The 16,368-nt window shown below is 57.6% G+C and carries 15 protein-coding genes; 9 read left to right on the top strand and 6 right to left on the bottom strand.

Annotated elements, in window-relative coordinates; genetic code table 11:
• Positions 1 to 6: 6 nt before the first annotated feature.
• Complete coding sequence (gene ocd, locus AC2FIB_RS01975; protein WP_496841664.1) at positions 7 to 1,050, top strand: ornithine cyclodeaminase; 1,044 nt, start codon at positions 7 to 9, stop codon at positions 1,048 to 1,050.
• Positions 1,051 to 1,102: 52 nt separating this feature from the next.
• Here the strand turns inward: ocd and AC2FIB_RS01970 are convergent, their stop codons facing one another.
• The 3 genes from AC2FIB_RS01970 to dctP all read right to left on the bottom strand — a co-directional run bounded on the left by AC2FIB_RS01970 (position 1,103) and on the right by dctP (position 4,217).
• Positions 1,103 to 2,506: a TRAP transporter large permease gene (locus AC2FIB_RS01970; RefSeq protein ID WP_058273820.1), complete on the bottom strand. Its 1,404-nt coding sequence runs from the start codon at positions 2,504 to 2,506 to the stop codon at positions 1,103 to 1,105.
• A gap of 3 nt (positions 2,507 to 2,509) precedes the next feature.
• Positions 2,510 to 3,139, bottom strand: a complete 630-nt coding sequence (locus tag AC2FIB_RS01965; RefSeq protein WP_170557777.1) for a TRAP transporter small permease — start codon at positions 3,137 to 3,139, stop codon at positions 2,510 to 2,512.
• A gap of 61 nt (positions 3,140 to 3,200) precedes the next feature.
• Positions 3,201 to 4,217: a TRAP transporter substrate-binding protein DctP gene (dctP, locus tag AC2FIB_RS01960; RefSeq protein WP_496733033.1), complete on the bottom strand. Its 1,017-nt coding sequence runs from the start codon at positions 4,215 to 4,217 to the stop codon at positions 3,201 to 3,203.
• A gap of 427 nt (positions 4,218 to 4,644) precedes the next feature.
• Between dctP and acs the strand changes: the two genes are divergently transcribed.
• The 8 genes from acs to AC2FIB_RS01920 all read left to right on the top strand — a co-directional run bounded on the left by acs (position 4,645) and on the right by AC2FIB_RS01920 (position 14,064).
• Positions 4,645 to 6,609 carry an acetate--CoA ligase gene (gene acs / locus AC2FIB_RS01955; protein ID WP_496841663.1) on the top strand — a complete coding sequence of 655 codons (1,965 nt, stop codon included), beginning with the start codon at positions 4,645 to 4,647 and terminating at the stop codon, positions 6,607 to 6,609.
• A gap of 7 nt (positions 6,610 to 6,616) precedes the next feature.
• Complete coding sequence (locus tag AC2FIB_RS01950) at positions 6,617 to 7,300, top strand: adenylate kinase (RefSeq protein ID WP_496733031.1); 684 nt, start codon at positions 6,617 to 6,619, stop codon at positions 7,298 to 7,300.
• 185 nt (positions 7,301 to 7,485) lie between these two features.
• Positions 7,486 to 7,770, top strand: coding sequence for a DUF4212 domain-containing protein (locus AC2FIB_RS01945; protein WP_058274238.1), 285 nt, complete (start codon positions 7,486 to 7,488; stop codon positions 7,768 to 7,770).
• 5 nt (positions 7,771 to 7,775) lie between these two features.
• On the top strand, positions 7,776 to 9,560 hold the full coding sequence (locus AC2FIB_RS01940; protein WP_496733030.1) for a sodium:solute symporter family protein: 1,785 nt from the start codon (positions 7,776 to 7,778) through the stop codon (positions 9,558 to 9,560).
• A gap of 111 nt (positions 9,561 to 9,671) precedes the next feature.
• Positions 9,672 to 11,495, top strand: a complete 1,824-nt coding sequence (locus AC2FIB_RS01935) for a DUF294 nucleotidyltransferase-like domain-containing protein (RefSeq protein WP_496841661.1) — start codon at positions 9,672 to 9,674, stop codon at positions 11,493 to 11,495.
• Positions 11,496 to 11,541: 46 nt separating this feature from the next.
• Positions 11,542 to 12,060, top strand: a complete 519-nt coding sequence (locus AC2FIB_RS01930; RefSeq protein ID WP_496841659.1) for a hypothetical protein — start codon at positions 11,542 to 11,544, stop codon at positions 12,058 to 12,060.
• Between the two features lies 1 nt (position 12,061).
• Positions 12,062 to 13,474, top strand: coding sequence for a 3'-5' exonuclease (locus tag AC2FIB_RS01925; protein ID WP_496733027.1), 1,413 nt, complete (start codon positions 12,062 to 12,064; stop codon positions 13,472 to 13,474).
• Between the two features lie 89 nt (positions 13,475 to 13,563).
• A complete protein-coding gene (locus AC2FIB_RS01920) occupies positions 13,564 to 14,064 on the top strand; it encodes a flavin reductase family protein (RefSeq protein ID WP_496841657.1) in 501 nt (166 codons plus the stop codon).
• A gap of 3 nt (positions 14,065 to 14,067) precedes the next feature.
• Here AC2FIB_RS01920 and AC2FIB_RS01915 read toward each other — a convergent pair whose 3' ends face one another.
• The 3 genes from AC2FIB_RS01915 to AC2FIB_RS01905 are packed head-to-tail and all read right to left on the bottom strand — an operon-like array spanning position 14,068 to position 16,300.
• A complete protein-coding gene (locus tag AC2FIB_RS01915) occupies positions 14,068 to 14,547 on the bottom strand; it encodes a DUF6505 family protein (RefSeq protein ID WP_496733025.1) in 480 nt (159 codons plus the stop codon).
• Positions 14,547 to 15,242: a biotin/lipoate--protein ligase family protein gene (locus AC2FIB_RS01910; RefSeq protein WP_496733024.1), complete on the bottom strand. Its 696-nt coding sequence runs from the start codon at positions 15,240 to 15,242 to the stop codon at positions 14,547 to 14,549. The genes AC2FIB_RS01915 and AC2FIB_RS01910 overlap by 1 nt, the downstream gene beginning before the upstream one ends.
• Positions 15,239 to 16,300, bottom strand: a complete 1,062-nt coding sequence (locus tag AC2FIB_RS01905) for an Mrp/NBP35 family ATP-binding protein (RefSeq protein ID WP_496733023.1) — start codon at positions 16,298 to 16,300, stop codon at positions 15,239 to 15,241. Before AC2FIB_RS01905 ends, AC2FIB_RS01910 begins: the two co-directional genes overlap by 4 nt.
• Positions 16,301 to 16,368: the final 68 nt, after the last annotated feature.

Here is a 16,368-nt window from a genome sequence, read left to right as displayed (position 1 = left end):
GAGACCATGATGCAACCTTCTGACAAGGCGCTTGTGCCCTTTGTATCCGTCGACAACATGATGCGGCTGGTGCACCACATCGGGCTTGAAAAGATGATCACTCAGATCGCAGCTCAGATTGAATCCGACTTCAAACGCTGGGAGAGCTTTGACAAAACCCCCCGCATCCCGGCCCACTCACCCCATGGCGTGATTGAGCTGATGCCGACCTCAGATGGCGAGGCCTACGGGTTCAAGTACGTCAACGGTCACCCAAAGAACACGTCCGAGGGCCTGCAGACCGTCACCGCCTTCGGCCTTCTGGCTGACGTTTACACCGGCTACCCGACCCTGTTGACCGAGATGACGATGTTGACCGCGCTACGCACCGCCGCGACTTCAGCATTGGTGGGCAGTTATCTGGCCCCGAAAAACTCGCGCGTCATGGCGATGATCGGCAACGGCGCGCAGTCTGAATTCCAATGTTTGGCGTTCAAGGCCATGTGTGGAATTGACACGGTACGTCTGTATGACACCGATCACGCAGCGACCGAGAAGTGTGCAGCAAACCTCAAGAACACCGGACTGACGGTCGTGCTGTGCAAAACGCCCGAAGACGCCATCGAAGGCGCACAGATCATCACCACCTGCACAGCGGATAAGAAGTATGCCACTATCCTGACCGACAACATGGTTGGACCGGGCGTGCATATCAACGCGATCGGCGGCGATTGCCCCGGCAAGACCGAACTGCATCGCGACATCCTGTTGCGGTCCGAGATTTTCGTTGAGTACCCAGAACAAACGCGCATCGAGGGCGAGATTCAGGCGTTGGAAGATGACCACCCGGTGACCGAGATGTGGCAAGTTATGACCGGACAAGCCGAAGGTCGACGCGATGATCGCCAGATCACCTTGTTCGACAGCGTCGGCTTCGCGATCGAGGATTTCTCGGCCTTGTGCTACGCCCAGTCCGCCATCAAAGGCACTGATTTCTTTGAACCTTTGGACATGTTGGCAGATCCGGATGATCCGCGGGATCTGTATGGAATGCTGATGCGGGCGAGCTGAAGAACCCGCACTTCACGTCGACTGGCCCCCGGTTCACCACCGGGGGCTTTTTCTACCCGGCCAATGACGGCAGGTAGAGTACGATACCGGGAAACGCCACGAGCAGCGCGATCGTTACGCCGTCGGCGATGAAGAACGGCGTAACGCCTTTGAACACGTCCTGAACGCTCAGATCCGGACGCACGCCTGCCACCACGAAACAATTCAGACCAATAGGCGGCGTGATCAGGCAAAACTCGGCCATTTTCACGACCAGAATACCGAACCATATCGCACACATCGGACCTGACATGCCAAAGGCGCTTTCTGCGGCGCTGACCGTCTCGCCCCCGTTCAGGGCCATGACCGCCGGGTAGACCACTGGCAGCGTTAGCAACAGCATGCCGATAGCGTCCATGAACATGCCCAAGACGGCGTAGGCCAGCAGGATACAGATCAGGATCAGCATCGGCGACATTTCCAACGAAGTGATCCAGTCCGAAAACGCGCCTGGAAGATCCGCAAACCCCAGAAACCGTACGTAGATCAGCACCCCCCAGATGATCGTGAAGATCATGGCCGTCAGTTTGGCGGTTTCCAGCAGCGCCGATTTCAGCTCGGGCCACCGCATCCCGTGGAAAAGGGCGAAACAGAAGACGATGAAGGCACCGATAGCCCCGCCTTCGGTTGGAGTGCCCCAAGCCTTTTCTCCAAACGGGTTATAGACAAAGCAAATGATGATCAGGATTACGGCGACAATCGGAAACGCGCCCGGCAGCGACGCAAAACGCTGCTTCCAGGTGAAGCCAGTTACCGGTGGACCAACGTTTTTGAACACAACCGCGATGCCGACGATCAGCAGACCGTACACAACGGCCGAAAATGCACCGGGGATAAACCCGGCAAGCAGCAGTTTGCCCACATCCTGTTCCACGATGATCGCATAGATCACAAGGATCGCGGATGGCGGGATAAGGGATGCAAGTGTACCGCCCGCTGCGACCACTCCGGCTGCGAATTGCTTGTTGTAACCGACTTTCAGCATCTCGGGGATAGCGATCCGGGCGAACACAGCCGAGGTCGCCACCGACGCGCCAGAAACGGCCGCGAACCCGGCTGTGGCGAACACAGTCGAAACCGCGAGCCCTCCGGGCACCCACGCAACCCAACGTTTAGCGGCCTCGAACAACGCGCGAGTCAGCCCTGCGTAATAGGCCAGATAACCGATCAAGATAAAGGTGGGGATCAGGCTGAGTGTATGGGCCGCAACCTTGGAATGGGGCACCTGCCCCGCCGTCTTGACCGCGACGGTTAATGCTTTGCCGAAGCGATCAGGATCGTATCCAAACTTGGCCCAGAAAATCCAAACCAACCCGACCAGCCCCGCAAGAGCCGCCGCGAAGGCCACGCGCATTCCGGTCACAACCAGAACCAGTAGGCCACCCGTGACCCACAGGCCAATTTCAATCGAGTCCATGCGCTAGTCCTGCCCTTCGAATTGCTCGGCCTCGGCAGCGGCCTGAGCGGCCGCATCCTGTATCAGTGGAACGGCTACGGGGCTTTCGGCCCCTACGATCAGCGCGCGACCATATCCCCAGACCTGAAGCAGCAACCGCAAGCAGAGCACCGAGAACGCCACAGGTGCCAGCAATTTGGCCGGCCAAAGCGGGATGCCGATGTCGATCGAACTGTCGCGGCTCCACATAGGAGCGCCAAAGTCGAACGAGCGGTCAAAATGGGACCAGCTGCCCCACACTAAAGCCAACATCAGCAGAAGGATCAGAAGGACCGAGATTAGCTCGAACAACCAAAGTGCCCGCCCGTGCAGACGTGAGATGACAATATCCATCCGGATATGACCGCCATCGCGCTGTACATATGAAATGCCCAAAAACGCAATCAGCGGCATCGCCTGTTCGATCCAGTCGACATAACCGGGCAAAGGCGCGTTGATCGCATTGCGTCCGCTGACCGAGACAACCGCCAGAACCATAAGACTGAACACGGCGATACCGCTGATCAGAGCCAGAAACCGTTCCAGCCTCAACAACTTACGATCCAAAGAACTCAGGAGGCTGCTGTCCTCAAGCACCGTGGCCTGTCCTGCCATTGCGGTGTTCCCCTGTATTTATTGGTGTCCGGGCGCCCCGATGGGCACCCGGATTTTTGGCTTAGTTGCCGCTACGTTGCTGTTCCAGCGTGGACTGGACCAAGTCGTACAGGTCCTGCGCAGGCAGACCCTGAGCGGACATATCTGCGATCCACTGCTCGCGGATCGGGTCAGCGGCCTTCGTGCGGAACTCGGCGATCACGGCGTCGTCGATCTGTACTTTTGCGACGCCCTTTTCATCCAGAACGCTGTCCCACTGTTCCAGCAGCGATCCATAATTGGCCAGATAGTGATCAATCGCTTCGTCGATCGAACTGTCCAGCGCCTCGCGATGCTCAGCTGGCAGTGCCTCGTAGGCATCGATATTGACCACAACCGGGCAATTCACAGTGCCAGGGTTCAGGTTGGCCGTCCACCAATCCGCTTCGTTGATCGTGCCAAAGGACAGGTGCGCGTGCTGAGCAAAGGCAACCGTGTCAACGACACCGGACTCCATTGCGTTAAAGGCCTCGGTTGCAGGAACCGAAGTCGGCACACCACCTACCGCCTCGAATGCCTTGCCCAGACCACCTGTGGCGCGGACACGCATGCCTTCGAACTCGGCAAGTTCGTCACGCGGGTCGCCGGTTCCGACAATGTTGTACTGCGGCATGGGTGAGGTCATGATGATACGCGCGTTCCACTGCGCCATCTCATCCTTGACGGCTGGATGATCGTAAACCGCGTGGCTGACGGCAACTTCCTCGTCCAAGTTGTCAACGCCCAGAAACGGCAGTTCCAGAACGGTGATCGCGCGGTTTTTGTCACGATGATACCCGGCACAGAACTGCGCCATCTCAAATGCGCCGATTTCGATTCCATCCAAATTCTCGCGTGGTTTGGACAGGCCGCCATAGCTGACATTGATGGTGAAATCGCCGTTTGTCTTTTCGCTGACCAACTCAGACAGTTTCTCGACATGCTCGGTGAACGCACGACGTTTGCCCCAGACCGAAGCATTCCATTCAGTTGCGGCTGCCTCGGACACGAACGCAACACACAAGGCGGCCACAGCAGAGCCGCTCAAGATCTTTTTCATATTGATTTCTCCCTTTGCTGCACCCCCTTACCGAGGCGCTTGGCGTCAAAGCTAGCGCCAACATCGGAATGTGCCAACCCCCGGTCAACATTCCTGACCAGCTGCGAATGGCACCGTTGAGCGCTAACAACCGAAAGGTGAGTCTCAGATGTAATTTAGTTGTAGTCGGGCGGCTTATTTCCCCACAAATTTTCATTACAGCCAAAGCTTTGTAAAAAAATCACTATTTCCAAAGATGACCTCTTTCTTTACAAATTCACTCCAGGCTAAAAAAGTAATTTACAAACTAATCGTGAGAAATCGGTAATTTATTTCCTTGTTTTCAGCTCTCCGTATTATTGCGCACAAGGAGGAAACAGATCGACATCGCCAGTTCAGCAGGCAAAATCGGTCTGATTCAATATGATCCAGAGGGAGGAGCCTCAGAATGACAACCGCTGCCCAGGCAGAAGCCAATACCTTTCCGCCGTCCGCCGAAACCGTGGCCCGCACGCATGTTAACGCTGAAAAATACACTGAGATGTATGCGGCTTCGATCAACGATCCCGTCGCGTTCTGGGACGAACAAGGCAAGCGGATCGACTGGATCAAGCCCTACACACAGGTCAAAGACGTAAACTATGATTTCGGCTCGGTCGGAATCAACTGGTACACAGACGGCACGCTGAACGTTTCGGCCAACTGTTTGGACCGTCACCTGAAAACCCGCGGCGATCAGACGGCGATCATCTGGGAGCCGGATGATCCAAAAGACGAAGCGCAGCACATCACCTATGCTGAGTTGCACCGCCGGACCTGCCGGATGGCAAACATTCTGGAATCGCTGGGCGTGCGTAAGGGCGACCGCGTCGTGATCTATATGCCGATGATCCCCGAGGCCGCTTATGCCATGCTGGCCTGCGCGCGCATTGGCGCGATCCATTCGATCGTCTTTGCAGGCTTCTCACCAGACGCTTTGGCGGCGCGCGTCAATGGCTGCGACGCAAAGGTTGTCATCACCGCCGACGAGGCCCCGCGAGGCGGCCGCAAGACTGCGCTGAAATCCAATGCGGATGCTGCTCTTCTGCATTGCAAAGACACAGTGAAATGCCTGGTGGTCAAGCGCACCGGTGGTCAGACCACATGGATCGACGGCCGCGACTATGATTACAACGAAATGGCGCTTGAGGCCGATGACTACTGCGCCCCTGCTGAGATGAGCGCCGAAGACCCGCTGTTCATCCTCTACACCTCCGGCTCGACCGGACAACCCAAGGGTGTGGTACATACCACTGGCGGCTATCTGGTTTTCGCATCGCTGACCCATGAGATCACTTTCGACTACCACGAGGGCGATGTGTATTGGTGCACGGCTGACGTGGGCTGGGTCACAGGCCACAGCTATATCGTCTACGGCCCGCTGGCCAACGGCGCAACTACACTGATGTTCGAAGGCGTTCCGACCTACCCCGACGCAGGCCGTTTCTGGGAGGTGTGCGCCAAGCACAAGGTCAACCAGTTCTACACCGCACCAACCGCGATCCGCGCGTTGATGGGGCAAGGCAACGAGTGGGTCGAGAAGCATGATCTGAGCGACCTCAAACTACTGGGCACCGTGGGCGAACCGATCAACCCTGAAGCCTGGAACTGGTACAATGAGGTCGTTGGTAAAGGAAATTGCCCCATCGTTGACACGTGGTGGCAGACCGAGACCGGCGGTCACCTGATGACACCCCTGCCCGGTGCACACGCGATGAAGCCTGGTGCCGCGATGAAGCCTTTCTTTGGCATTCAGCCCGTGGTTCTGGACCCGCAATCAGGCATCGAGATCAACGGCAACGGCGTCGAAGGTGTTCTGTGTATCAAGGACAGCTGGCCCGGCCAGATGCGCACAGTCTGGGGTGATCATGAACGGTTCGAGAAGACCTATTTCTCGGACTACAAAGGTTACTACTTCACCGGTGATGGCTGCCGTCGTGATGAGGATGGCGACTATTGGATCACCGGCCGCGTTGACGACGTGATCAACGTCTCGGGCCACCGTATGGGGACCGCCGAAGTTGAAAGCGCGCTTGTAGCCCATGCCGCCGTGGCCGAGGCCGCCGTGGTTGGATATCCCCATGAGATCAAAGGGCAAGGCATCTATTGCTATGTCACTCTGATGAATGACCGCGAGCCGTCGGATGAGTTACTGAAAGAGCTGCGCACATGGGTCCGGACCGAGATCGGCCCGATTGCATCGCCTGACGTAATCCAGTGGGCGCCCGGCCTGCCAAAGACCCGTTCCGGCAAGATCATGCGCCGTATCCTGCGCAAGATCGCCGAGAACGACTTTGGCGCATTGGGCGACACTTCGACATTGGCTGATCCGTCGGTGGTCGAAGACCTGATCGAAAACCGTGCGAACAAGTGAGGAAGTGATGGACGCTGCCACGATCACCACACCCGCTGTTCTGATCCTTCTCGGCCCTCCGGGTGCCGGGAAGGGAACACAGGCTCGTATGCTCGAGGATAAGTTCGGGCTGGTTCAACTCAGCACCGGCGACCTGCTGCGCGCCGCTGTTGCGGCAGAAACCGATGCTGGCAAGGCCGCGAAGGCGGTGATGGAAGCCGGCGATCTGGTCAGCGACGACATCGTCATTGCCATTTTGCGCGACCGTCTTGCTGAACCGGATTGCGCCAAGGGCGTCATTCTGGACGGTTTTCCTCGCACCACGGTTCAGGCCGAGGCGTTGGATGGACTACTTTCGGAAACCGGACAGAAGATCAACGCCGCCGTCAGCTTTGAAGTCGAAGATGGCGAAATGGTTATCCGTATCTCGGGCCGCTACACCTGTGCCGGATGTGGCGAAGGGTTCCATGACACGTTCAAGATCCCTGCCGTTAAAGGCAAATGCGACAAATGCGGCAGCACCGAGTTCAAGCGCCGCGCTGATGATAATGCCGAAACCGTCGCCTTACGTCTGGCGGCCTATCATGCGCAAACCGCGCCGCTGATTACCTATTACCAAGACCACGGTGTTCTCAAAGGTCTGAACGCCATGGGCAATATCGACGACATCGCAGGCAATCTGGAAAGGATCGTCAGCGACGCGATGAACTAAGGGAAGACGGCCCGCCCTGAATAAGGGCCCAATTCCTAAAGGAAAACTTCAAAGGATCCGCCCTGGCGGACCGGAGGAGTCTTGCCCGATGCCACCCTGGCATTCGGCATTTCGAAAAGCGGCCCCGCGCATTGGAGGTTTAGGACAACGGGCCGCCTATGGAAGAAGCGAAGGAGGAACCCGCAATGGCGGATCAATCAACAAACTCCGCGCAGACTGCCGAGGCCGACAAAGGCTATTGGCAGGCGAACCTGCGTCTCATCTACATCAGCCTTGTGATCTGGGCGCTGGTGTCTTTTGGATTCGGCATTCTGCTGCGTCCGCTGCTGTCTGGCATCGCCGTTGGCGGCACCGATCTGGGCTTTTGGTTCGCTCAGCAGGGATCGATCCTGGTCTTTTTGGTGCTGATCTTCAACTACGCCTGGCGCATGAACAAGCTGGACGCCGAATACGGCGTGGATGAGGAGTAAGCGGAATGGACCAGTTTACCATTAACCTGCTCTTTGTCGGCGCGTCTTTTGCGCTGTACATCGGCATCGCGATCTGGGCCCGTGCGGGTTCCACATCGGAGTTCTACGCCGCCGGTCGCGGCATTCACCCTGTCACCAACGGCATGGCAACAGCGGCAGACTGGATGTCTGCGGCCTCGTTCATTTCGATGGCGGGCCTGATCGCCTTTACCGGCTATGACAATTCGACCTTCCTGATGGGTTGGACCGGCGGTTACGTGCTGCTGGCACTGCTGCTTGCGCCCTATCTGCGTAAGTTTGGTAAATACACTGTCTCGGAATTCATCGGCGACCGTTTCTACAGCCAGACTGCACGTATCGTTGCTGTGATCTGTCTAATCGTTGCTTCGGTGACTTATGTTATTGGTCAGATGACCGGTGTGGGCGTGGCCTTTGGTCGTTTCCTCGAGGTATCAAACACCTCTGGTCTGCTGATCGGTGCTTGTGTCGTGTTTGCTTACGCTGTGTTCGGTGGGATGAAAGGCGTGACCTACACTCAGGTCGCTCAGTACTGCGTACTGATCACTGCCTACACAATCCCGGCGATCTTCATCTCACTGCAGCTGACCGGTACGCCCGTTCCGGCGCTTGGTCTGTTCAGCGATACCGCCAGTGGTGAGCCGTTGCTGACCAAGCTGGATGCGATCGTGACCGAGCTGGGCTTTAACGAATACACTGCCCACCACTCGAACACACTGAACATGGTTCTGTTCACGCTGTCGCTGATGATCGGCACCGCCGGTCTGCCCCACGTGATCATGCGCTTCTTCACCGTGCCGAAAGTGTCGGATGCCCGCTGGTCCGCTGGCTGGACCCTGGTCTTCATCGCTCTGCTGTATCTGACCGCCCCTGCTGTTGGTGCTATGGCGCGCCTGAACATCACCGACATGATGTGGCCCAATGGTGGCATCGAAGGTGGCGCTGTCTCGGTCGAGGATATCGACAATGATCCCCGCTATGACTGGATGCAGACGTGGCAGAAAACCGGTCTGTTGGACTGGGAAGACAAGAACGGCGACGGCAAGATCCAGTACTACAACGACAAGAACGCCGACATGCAGGCACTTGCGGAAGAAAAAGGCTGGGTTGGAAACGAGCTGACCAAGTTCAACCGCGACATCCTGGTTCTGGCCAACCCCGAGATTGCCAACCTGCCGGGTTGGGTGATCGGTCTGGTCGCTGCTGGTGGTCTTGCGGCTGCTCTGTCGACCGCTGCGGGTCTGTTGCTGGCGATCTCGTCGGCGGTATCCCACGACCTTGTCAAAGGCGCGATCAACCCGCAAATCTCTGAAAAAGGAGAACTGCTGGCTGCTCGTATCGCCATGGCCGTGGCCATCGTTGTCGCAACCTATCTGGGTCTGAACCCACCGGGCTTTGCGGCGCAAACCGTGGCCCTGGCGTTTGGTCTGGCGGCTGCCTCGATCTTCCCGGCGCTGATGATGGGGATCTTCTCGACCCGTATCAACAACACCGGTGCTGTCGCAGGTATGCTGGCTGGTCTGACCGTAACCCTGGTCTACATCTTCCTGCACAAGGGCTGGCTGTTCATTCCGGACACCAACTCGTTCACCGATGCTGACCCGCTGCTGGGTCCGATCAAGTCGACCTCGTTCGGCGCCATCGGTGCAATGATCAACTTCGGCGTCGCTTACGTCGTCGCCGGAATGACCAAAGAGACTCCACCGGAGATCGTTGAATTGGTCGAAAGCGTCCGCATTCCCCGTGGCGCTGGCGCAGCTCAGAACAAATGAGCATGATGCGGCATATGGTTAACTTCCATGTGCCGCGTCTTTCGACTGACTGTTCCCGCCCGGCACTCCACCGGGCGGGATTTTTCAAAACCGGAATCACAGGACTGTACGATGCCCCTGTCTCATGACGAAATCACCCGGTTCCTGAAATCCGTCCACCCCTATGATGCCTTGCCCGCAGAAACACTGGATCAGATCGCCAATCAGATCGAGGTTTGGGAAGTCGAGGAAGACTTTCCCGTGTACGAACTTGGGCACACCCTGCCCGGTGTTTTCGTGATATATGAAGGGCACGTTGAAATCACCGATGAGAATGACGCCGTGGTATCTCATCTTGGTCTGCGTAATTCGTTTGGTGAGCGTGGGCTGCTGAAAGACGGGAAAGCCGCGACCAAGGCGCGCGCGCATACGCCATCCGTTTTGCTGGTCCTGCCGCCAGATCTGGTGCGCAAGTTGATCGATGGGCATGACGTCGTTTCGAAATTCTTCAACCGGACCCGTTCGAACCGGTCCGGCCCGCAAAGCCTGGCCACCAGCGCGATTGACGTTCTTATGGCGCATAACCCTGCAACCTGCCCACCGGACACATCAGTTCAAGAAGCCGCCCGGATCATGCGTGACAAGCACATTTCATCCTTGTGCGTCACCGAAACGGATAACCTGCTGGGCATCGCCACCTTGCGCGACATCTCGGGCAAATACGTAGCCAATGGCATGCCCGCAGAGACGCCGGTGTCAGCGATCATGACAGCGAACCCAATCACCCTGTCGCCATCTGACATTGGATCGGACGTTCTGCACGTGATGATGGAACGCGGGATCGGTCATATCCCGATCAGCGAAGGCGGGCGCCTTGTTGGAATTGTGACCCAGACGGACCTGACCCATTATCAGGCGGTGAATTCGGCAGAGCTTGTCCGCCGGATCGCTCAAGCGGACTCAGCGGATCAAATGGCGGTGGTGACGGCTGAAATCCCGCAGCTTCTGGTGCAACTTGTGGCTGCCGGAAACCGGCACGAGATCGTGACACGGCTGATAACGGATATTGCAGACACAGCAACCCGCCGATTGTTGGCTTTGGCCGAGGACAAGCTGGGCCCAGCACCCGTTCCCTATCTGTGGTTGGCCTGTGGGTCGCAAGGGCGGCAAGAACAAACCGGAGTATCCGATCAGGACAACTGTCTGATGCTGGACGACAGCGTGACCGATGCCGATATGAAGTACTTCGCCGAGCTTGCCAAATACGTCTCGGATGGCCTGGACACCTGCGGATATTTCTATTGCCCGGGCGACATGATGGCGACCAACCCACGGTGGTGTCAGCCTGTCCGAGTTTGGCGCGACTACTTCAACGGATGGATCGCCAAACCGAACCCCGAGGCGCAGATGCTGGCCTCAGTCATGTTCGACCTGCGCCCTATCGGAGGGGCCTTTCACCTGTTCGACGATCTGCAGGCCGAGACACTGACAGCGGCCAACGCAAACTCGATCTTTGTGGCGCACATGATTTCGAACTCGCTTAAGCACACGCCTCCGCTGGGGCTGCTGCGCGGGTTTGCGACCATCCGGTCTGGTGAACATCGCAACACGCTGGACCTCAAACATAACGGAGTGGTCCCAGTCGTTGACCTTGCGCGCATCTACAGCCTTCAGGGTCAATTGACCGAAGCCAATACTCGGGCGCGTCTGAAAGCAGCCGCATCTGGCGGTATCCTCAGCCCCTCGGGCGCGCGGGATTTGCTTGATGCCTATGATCTGATCGCAGAAACCCGGCTTGAACATCAGGTCCGGCTTGTGAAGAGCGGTCAAAAGCCGGACAATTTCCTGCCGCCCTCAGACCTGTCGGATTTTGAGCGAAGTCATCTTCGGGATGCGTTCGTTGTAGTAAAAACCATGCAATCGGCAGTAGGTCACGGCAAGGGAATGCTGGGCTAAGGCGGCGATAACTATTGGCGAATACGCCAGACATACGGAGAGTCACATGTTTCTGGAACTGATCGGCACAATATTTGCAGGCTTTGCTTTTGCGGGCATCGTAATGGTTCTGAACAAAGTGACGGGTGGCCGCCTGCCCCGTTGGATGACACCCGTTGCCGCTGGTCTGGGTATGATCGGCATGACGATTACCAGCGAATATTCCTGGTATGATCGCACATTAGATTCTCTTCCGGAAAGTATGGAAATTGTTAAAAAAGTTGAAAACAAGTCCTACTATCGACCGTGGACTTTTCTAGTACCGTTTGTCGAACGCTTCGCTGCAATCAACAAAGGATCAGTGCTACCCGACGCGAACAAACCAGAGCAACGTTTTGTCGACGTCCATTTTTACGGACGCTGGGCACCTGAATTTATAATGCCAGTGGTCGTGAATTGCGCCGAGAATAGCCGTGCCAATCTGGCGGATGGCGCCGAATTCGCAGATGACGGCCGGCTGCTGAACGCCGCCTGGATTGATGTCACTGCCAGTGACTCGATCGTCGAGGCTACCTGCGGAGTGTGACATGCTGAACCGGTTAAGCCTGCGTCTGCGCATTTTCCTGTTCTTCTGCCTGCTGGCCATTGGCGCTCTGACCGTCAGCTCTCTGGCACTGTGGATCAGCTATCGGCGCGTTGCTGATCCTGATCTGCTTGATTCATTCATCTTTGCCGAAATCCTGATGGGTTTTGGCTTTCTGGCTTTGACAGCGGCGGTTTGGTTATTGTTCGACGACAATGTTGCAAAGCCAATCGAACGGATATCCGCCCAACTTAGGGCCCGCGCGCATGCCGGGGTCAGCACCGAATTGGACACACAGGCCGCGCGATATCTGGGTGATCTGGCACCAGCCGCGGCCGGACTGGCCGACCAATTGTCCGGTAAAGCCATGGACGTAGCGCAGGCCGTGGCCGAAGAGACGGCACATCTGGCGGCAGAAAAGCAACGTCTGACGGCCTTATTGACCGAAATTCCAGTTGCGATGCTGTTGGCGAGCCCAACGCACAAGATCGTTTTGTACGATGGTCAGGCGGCCGAGGTTCTGGCACAGGTTGCGCATCCCCGGCTGAATGCCTCGTTGTTTGAATACCTGCAATCTAATCCGCTGGAGGAGGCTCATGCCAAACTGGTGAAAACCGGGCTGGAGGTCGCCTGCACGCTAACCAGCGTCGATGGTACGCAGAGTTACCGCGCGCGCATGAAGCCCCTTGGCGGCGCACCCGGATACATGCTGATCTTCGAGGACAGTGCCGCGAACATCGGACCCGAAGCCGCGCGGCCTTTGGTGTATGACTTCGACTTGCTGAACACCTCGACGGACGAAGCCTTCGAAAATCTTGCTCTGCAGGATTTGTGTTTCGTCGTGTTTGACACCGAAACCACCGGACTGCTGCCCCACAAGGATGAAATCGTTCAGATCGGAGCAGTACGGGTTGTCAACGGGCGCATCGTGGACGGAGAGCAGCTGGACATGCTGGTTGATCCTGGCATCCCGATCCCTCCGGCCTCGACCAAGGTGCACAAGATCAGCGATCGCATGGTTCAGGGCGCACCGGACATTGCCGAGGCCGGGCGCGCGCTGCATCAGTTTGCCCGAAATGCAGTGATCGTGGCCCATAACGCGCCATTCGACATCGCGTTTCTGCGGCGGCATGCAAACCGCATGGATGTCGATTGGGATCACCCCATTCTGGATACGGTTCTGTTGTCTGCCGTGCTGTTTGGGGCAAGTGATAAACACACGCTGGATGCTCTGTGCGAACGGTTGGAGATCACCATCCCCGAACAACTGCGCCATACCGCCCTAGGTGATGCGGTTGCTACCGCCGAAGCGCTGGTCAGAATGTTACCGATGCTTCAGGCGCGCGGCATGACAACCTTTGGTCTGGTCGTTGAGGCAACGCGCCGGCATGGTCGTGTGTTGAAAGACCTGAACTAGTTCGGAAAACACGCATACCGGACGCAGCTTTTCATGGACAAACCCCGCGCGTCGTGGCACCTGAGGCGCGGCCACAGGATAAACGCGTAATGACGGAAATACAATTCACTCCAACTCCGGATCAAAGCACCGCTTTCCGCGAAGCTTTGGGGTGTTTCGGAACTGGCGTGACGGTAATCACCACAAACACCGCACGGGGCCCTCGGGCCATTACGGTCAATTCTTTCGCTTCGGTATCGCTGGACCCGCCACTTGTTTTGTGGTGCTTGGCCAAAGACTCCAACCGGTTCGACGAATTCAACGCCAGCCGACACTATTCAATCCACGTGATGGGACAGGAGCAGCAGGAACAAGCCTTGCGTTTTGCTCGCGACGGCAAAGATTTTTCGCACGCAGAATGGGCCCACGATCCTGCGCGTCGGCCACAACTATCTGATTGTCTGGCGCGGTTTGACTGTCAGGTGCATGCCCAGCACGATGCGGGGGATCACCTGATCATTGTTGGTGAGGTTCAAAAGGTCATGTACCGCACCGGCAAAGGTTTGATCTTTAAGCGCGGTCAATTTGGCGGCTTTGCGGATCTGATCTGACGGTTATTCGTCCAATGACCCATGTGCGGCCAGAGCCTCTAGCTGAGTCTCTTGCGGCGTGATCACACGGAAAGCCTCACGCACTCCGGCGTCTGACAGCTCACGCGAGACGGTCAGCAGCGTGTTTGGGTTATGCTCATCACACAGCTCTGACATGTGGGCGATCTCGGCCTGTGCGACGTCGATAGCGGCTTCGACCGACGGTGCCCCGTAATGCTGCACAAAGTGTTCAGCAAGGCTCTGCGCGATCTGATCCAGCTCGGCCTGTTCCACCTGCGTGACCGCGACGAATGTCACCCGCCCAAAGGTTTCCACACCCAACCAGCCATTCGCAAAAGCCTGACGCGCTTTGCCTTCAAGATCGCCTTCGCCCCAATTTGAGAACTCGAATCCGCCGGAAATGCACCATTCCCCGGTTCGCGCCGGGGAGTGGAACACATTCATGTCGCTTTCGTCGAAATGGATTGCGCGCGCTAGTTTCATCATCCGTTCTCCAACAATTCCGTCAGCGGGCGAAGCTGTGTATCTGAACCATACCGGATTAGCATGCCGAACTGTTCATCCGTGCCAAGAAACACGCCCGCTTCACCAAAGGGCTCTCCCACTCCGCGCAGCAGGCCTATCCATTCTCCGTGCACAGGCGCGTTGCCGTCTTCTTGCCAGCGGTTCAGCCATGTCATCATGTGCCGCGACCAGCTTTCGACAAGCTGCGTTGCCGAGACATCCGCGCAGCCCTCGTCGTAAAGTGCGGTGACATCCGGGTTTTCGCCCGGTGCCTGACTGGTTTGCAGCAGCGCCAAATCCCAACCGACGATCAGCCAATCCGGTTCTGCTTCTGGATCTGCATCCGAAGCTGCCACACGGAACATTCCGCATTTGGCCCCATTCACACAGATCAGCCCGTCCCAGCCCAGATGGACCGCGACCTCAGGCGGGGCCAGCGCGCCCAGCGCGTTCTGAAACCCTACGGCACAGAGGGGCAGCATTGCCATCGCTTCGCTCAAGACAACCTCGGGGGCAAAAACGATGGCCACACGCAGACGATCGGCCTGAATGTTATAGACCACGGTACCGGCATCACAGCCCAGCGCGGCCATGGCCTGCGCGCGCTCGAACGGGTCTTCCCCACCCTGCACCGGGTGGCCCGTCAGCAATGGGGGAAAGACCGGCTCGCTCATGCGTTGCCCTTGGCAATCATGCCGCGCGCAATTTGGCGGAACGCTTCGGCTTGCGGACTGTCGGGCTTGCTGACCACGATCGGTGCACCGCCATCAGCGGCAACGCGGATATCCAGATGCAGCGGGATTTCACCCAGCAAGGGAACGCCCAGCGCCTCTGCCTCTGACTTTACGCCGCCATGGCCGAACACGTGCTCTTCATGGCCGCAGTTCGAGCAGATATGCGTCGACATATTCTCAATCATCCCAAGGATGGGCGTCTTGAGCTGGTTGAACATGTCGATCCCCTTGCGGGCATCGATCAGGGCCACGTCCTGTGGAGTCGAAACAACAATGGCGCCATCCACGTTGAACTTCTGGCTCAGCGTCAGCTGCACGTCACCGGTGCCGGGCGGCAGGTCGACGATTAGAACATCCAGCGCGCCCCATTGCACCTGACCCATCATCTGTTGCAGCGCGCCCATCAGCATCGGGCCACGCCAGACAACGGCCTGACCTTCATTGGTCATCAGACCCATCGACATCATGGTGACGCCGTGGTTGCGCAATGGCAGGATGGTTTTGCCGTCGGGGCTCGCCGGCCGGCCCGAGACACCCAGCATCCGGGGTTGCGAGGGTCCATAGACATCCGCATCCAGCAGACCAACGCGTCGCCCTTCGGCTGCCAATGCACAAGCGAGGTTGGCGGAAACGGTGGACTTGCCAACGCCACCCTTACCCGAAGCCACAGCAATAATTCTGTCCACACCCGGCACGGCCTGCGGTCCGGTCTGCGAAGGTTTCGGCTTGGGCTTCAGATCCGGCGGTGCTTTTTCGGAATGTGCGGTCAGCATCGCGGAAACTGTCGAAACACCATCGACCAGTTTCGCGGCCTGTTCAGCAGCGGCGCGGACGGGCTCCATACGCTCAGCCTGCTTGGGGTCGATCTCCAGCACAAAGCGCACTGTATCCCCTTCAACATTCAGCGCGCGGACGACACCGGCGCTGACGATGTCCTGTCCAGAAACCGGATCGGTGATCTTTCTCAGGTTTGCAAGAACTGCGTCACGAACACTCATGCGTCATTCTCCTTTTGGAACCCGGTGGTCAGGGCTCTGCGTATCGACAAGCTGTGGTTGCCGTTCAT

The sequence above is a fragment of the Ruegeria sp. YTSA072 genome (genome assembly GCF_059610285.1).
Note: the sequence above shows the minus strand (reverse complement) of the source record. Positions and strands in the feature narration are given on the sequence as shown.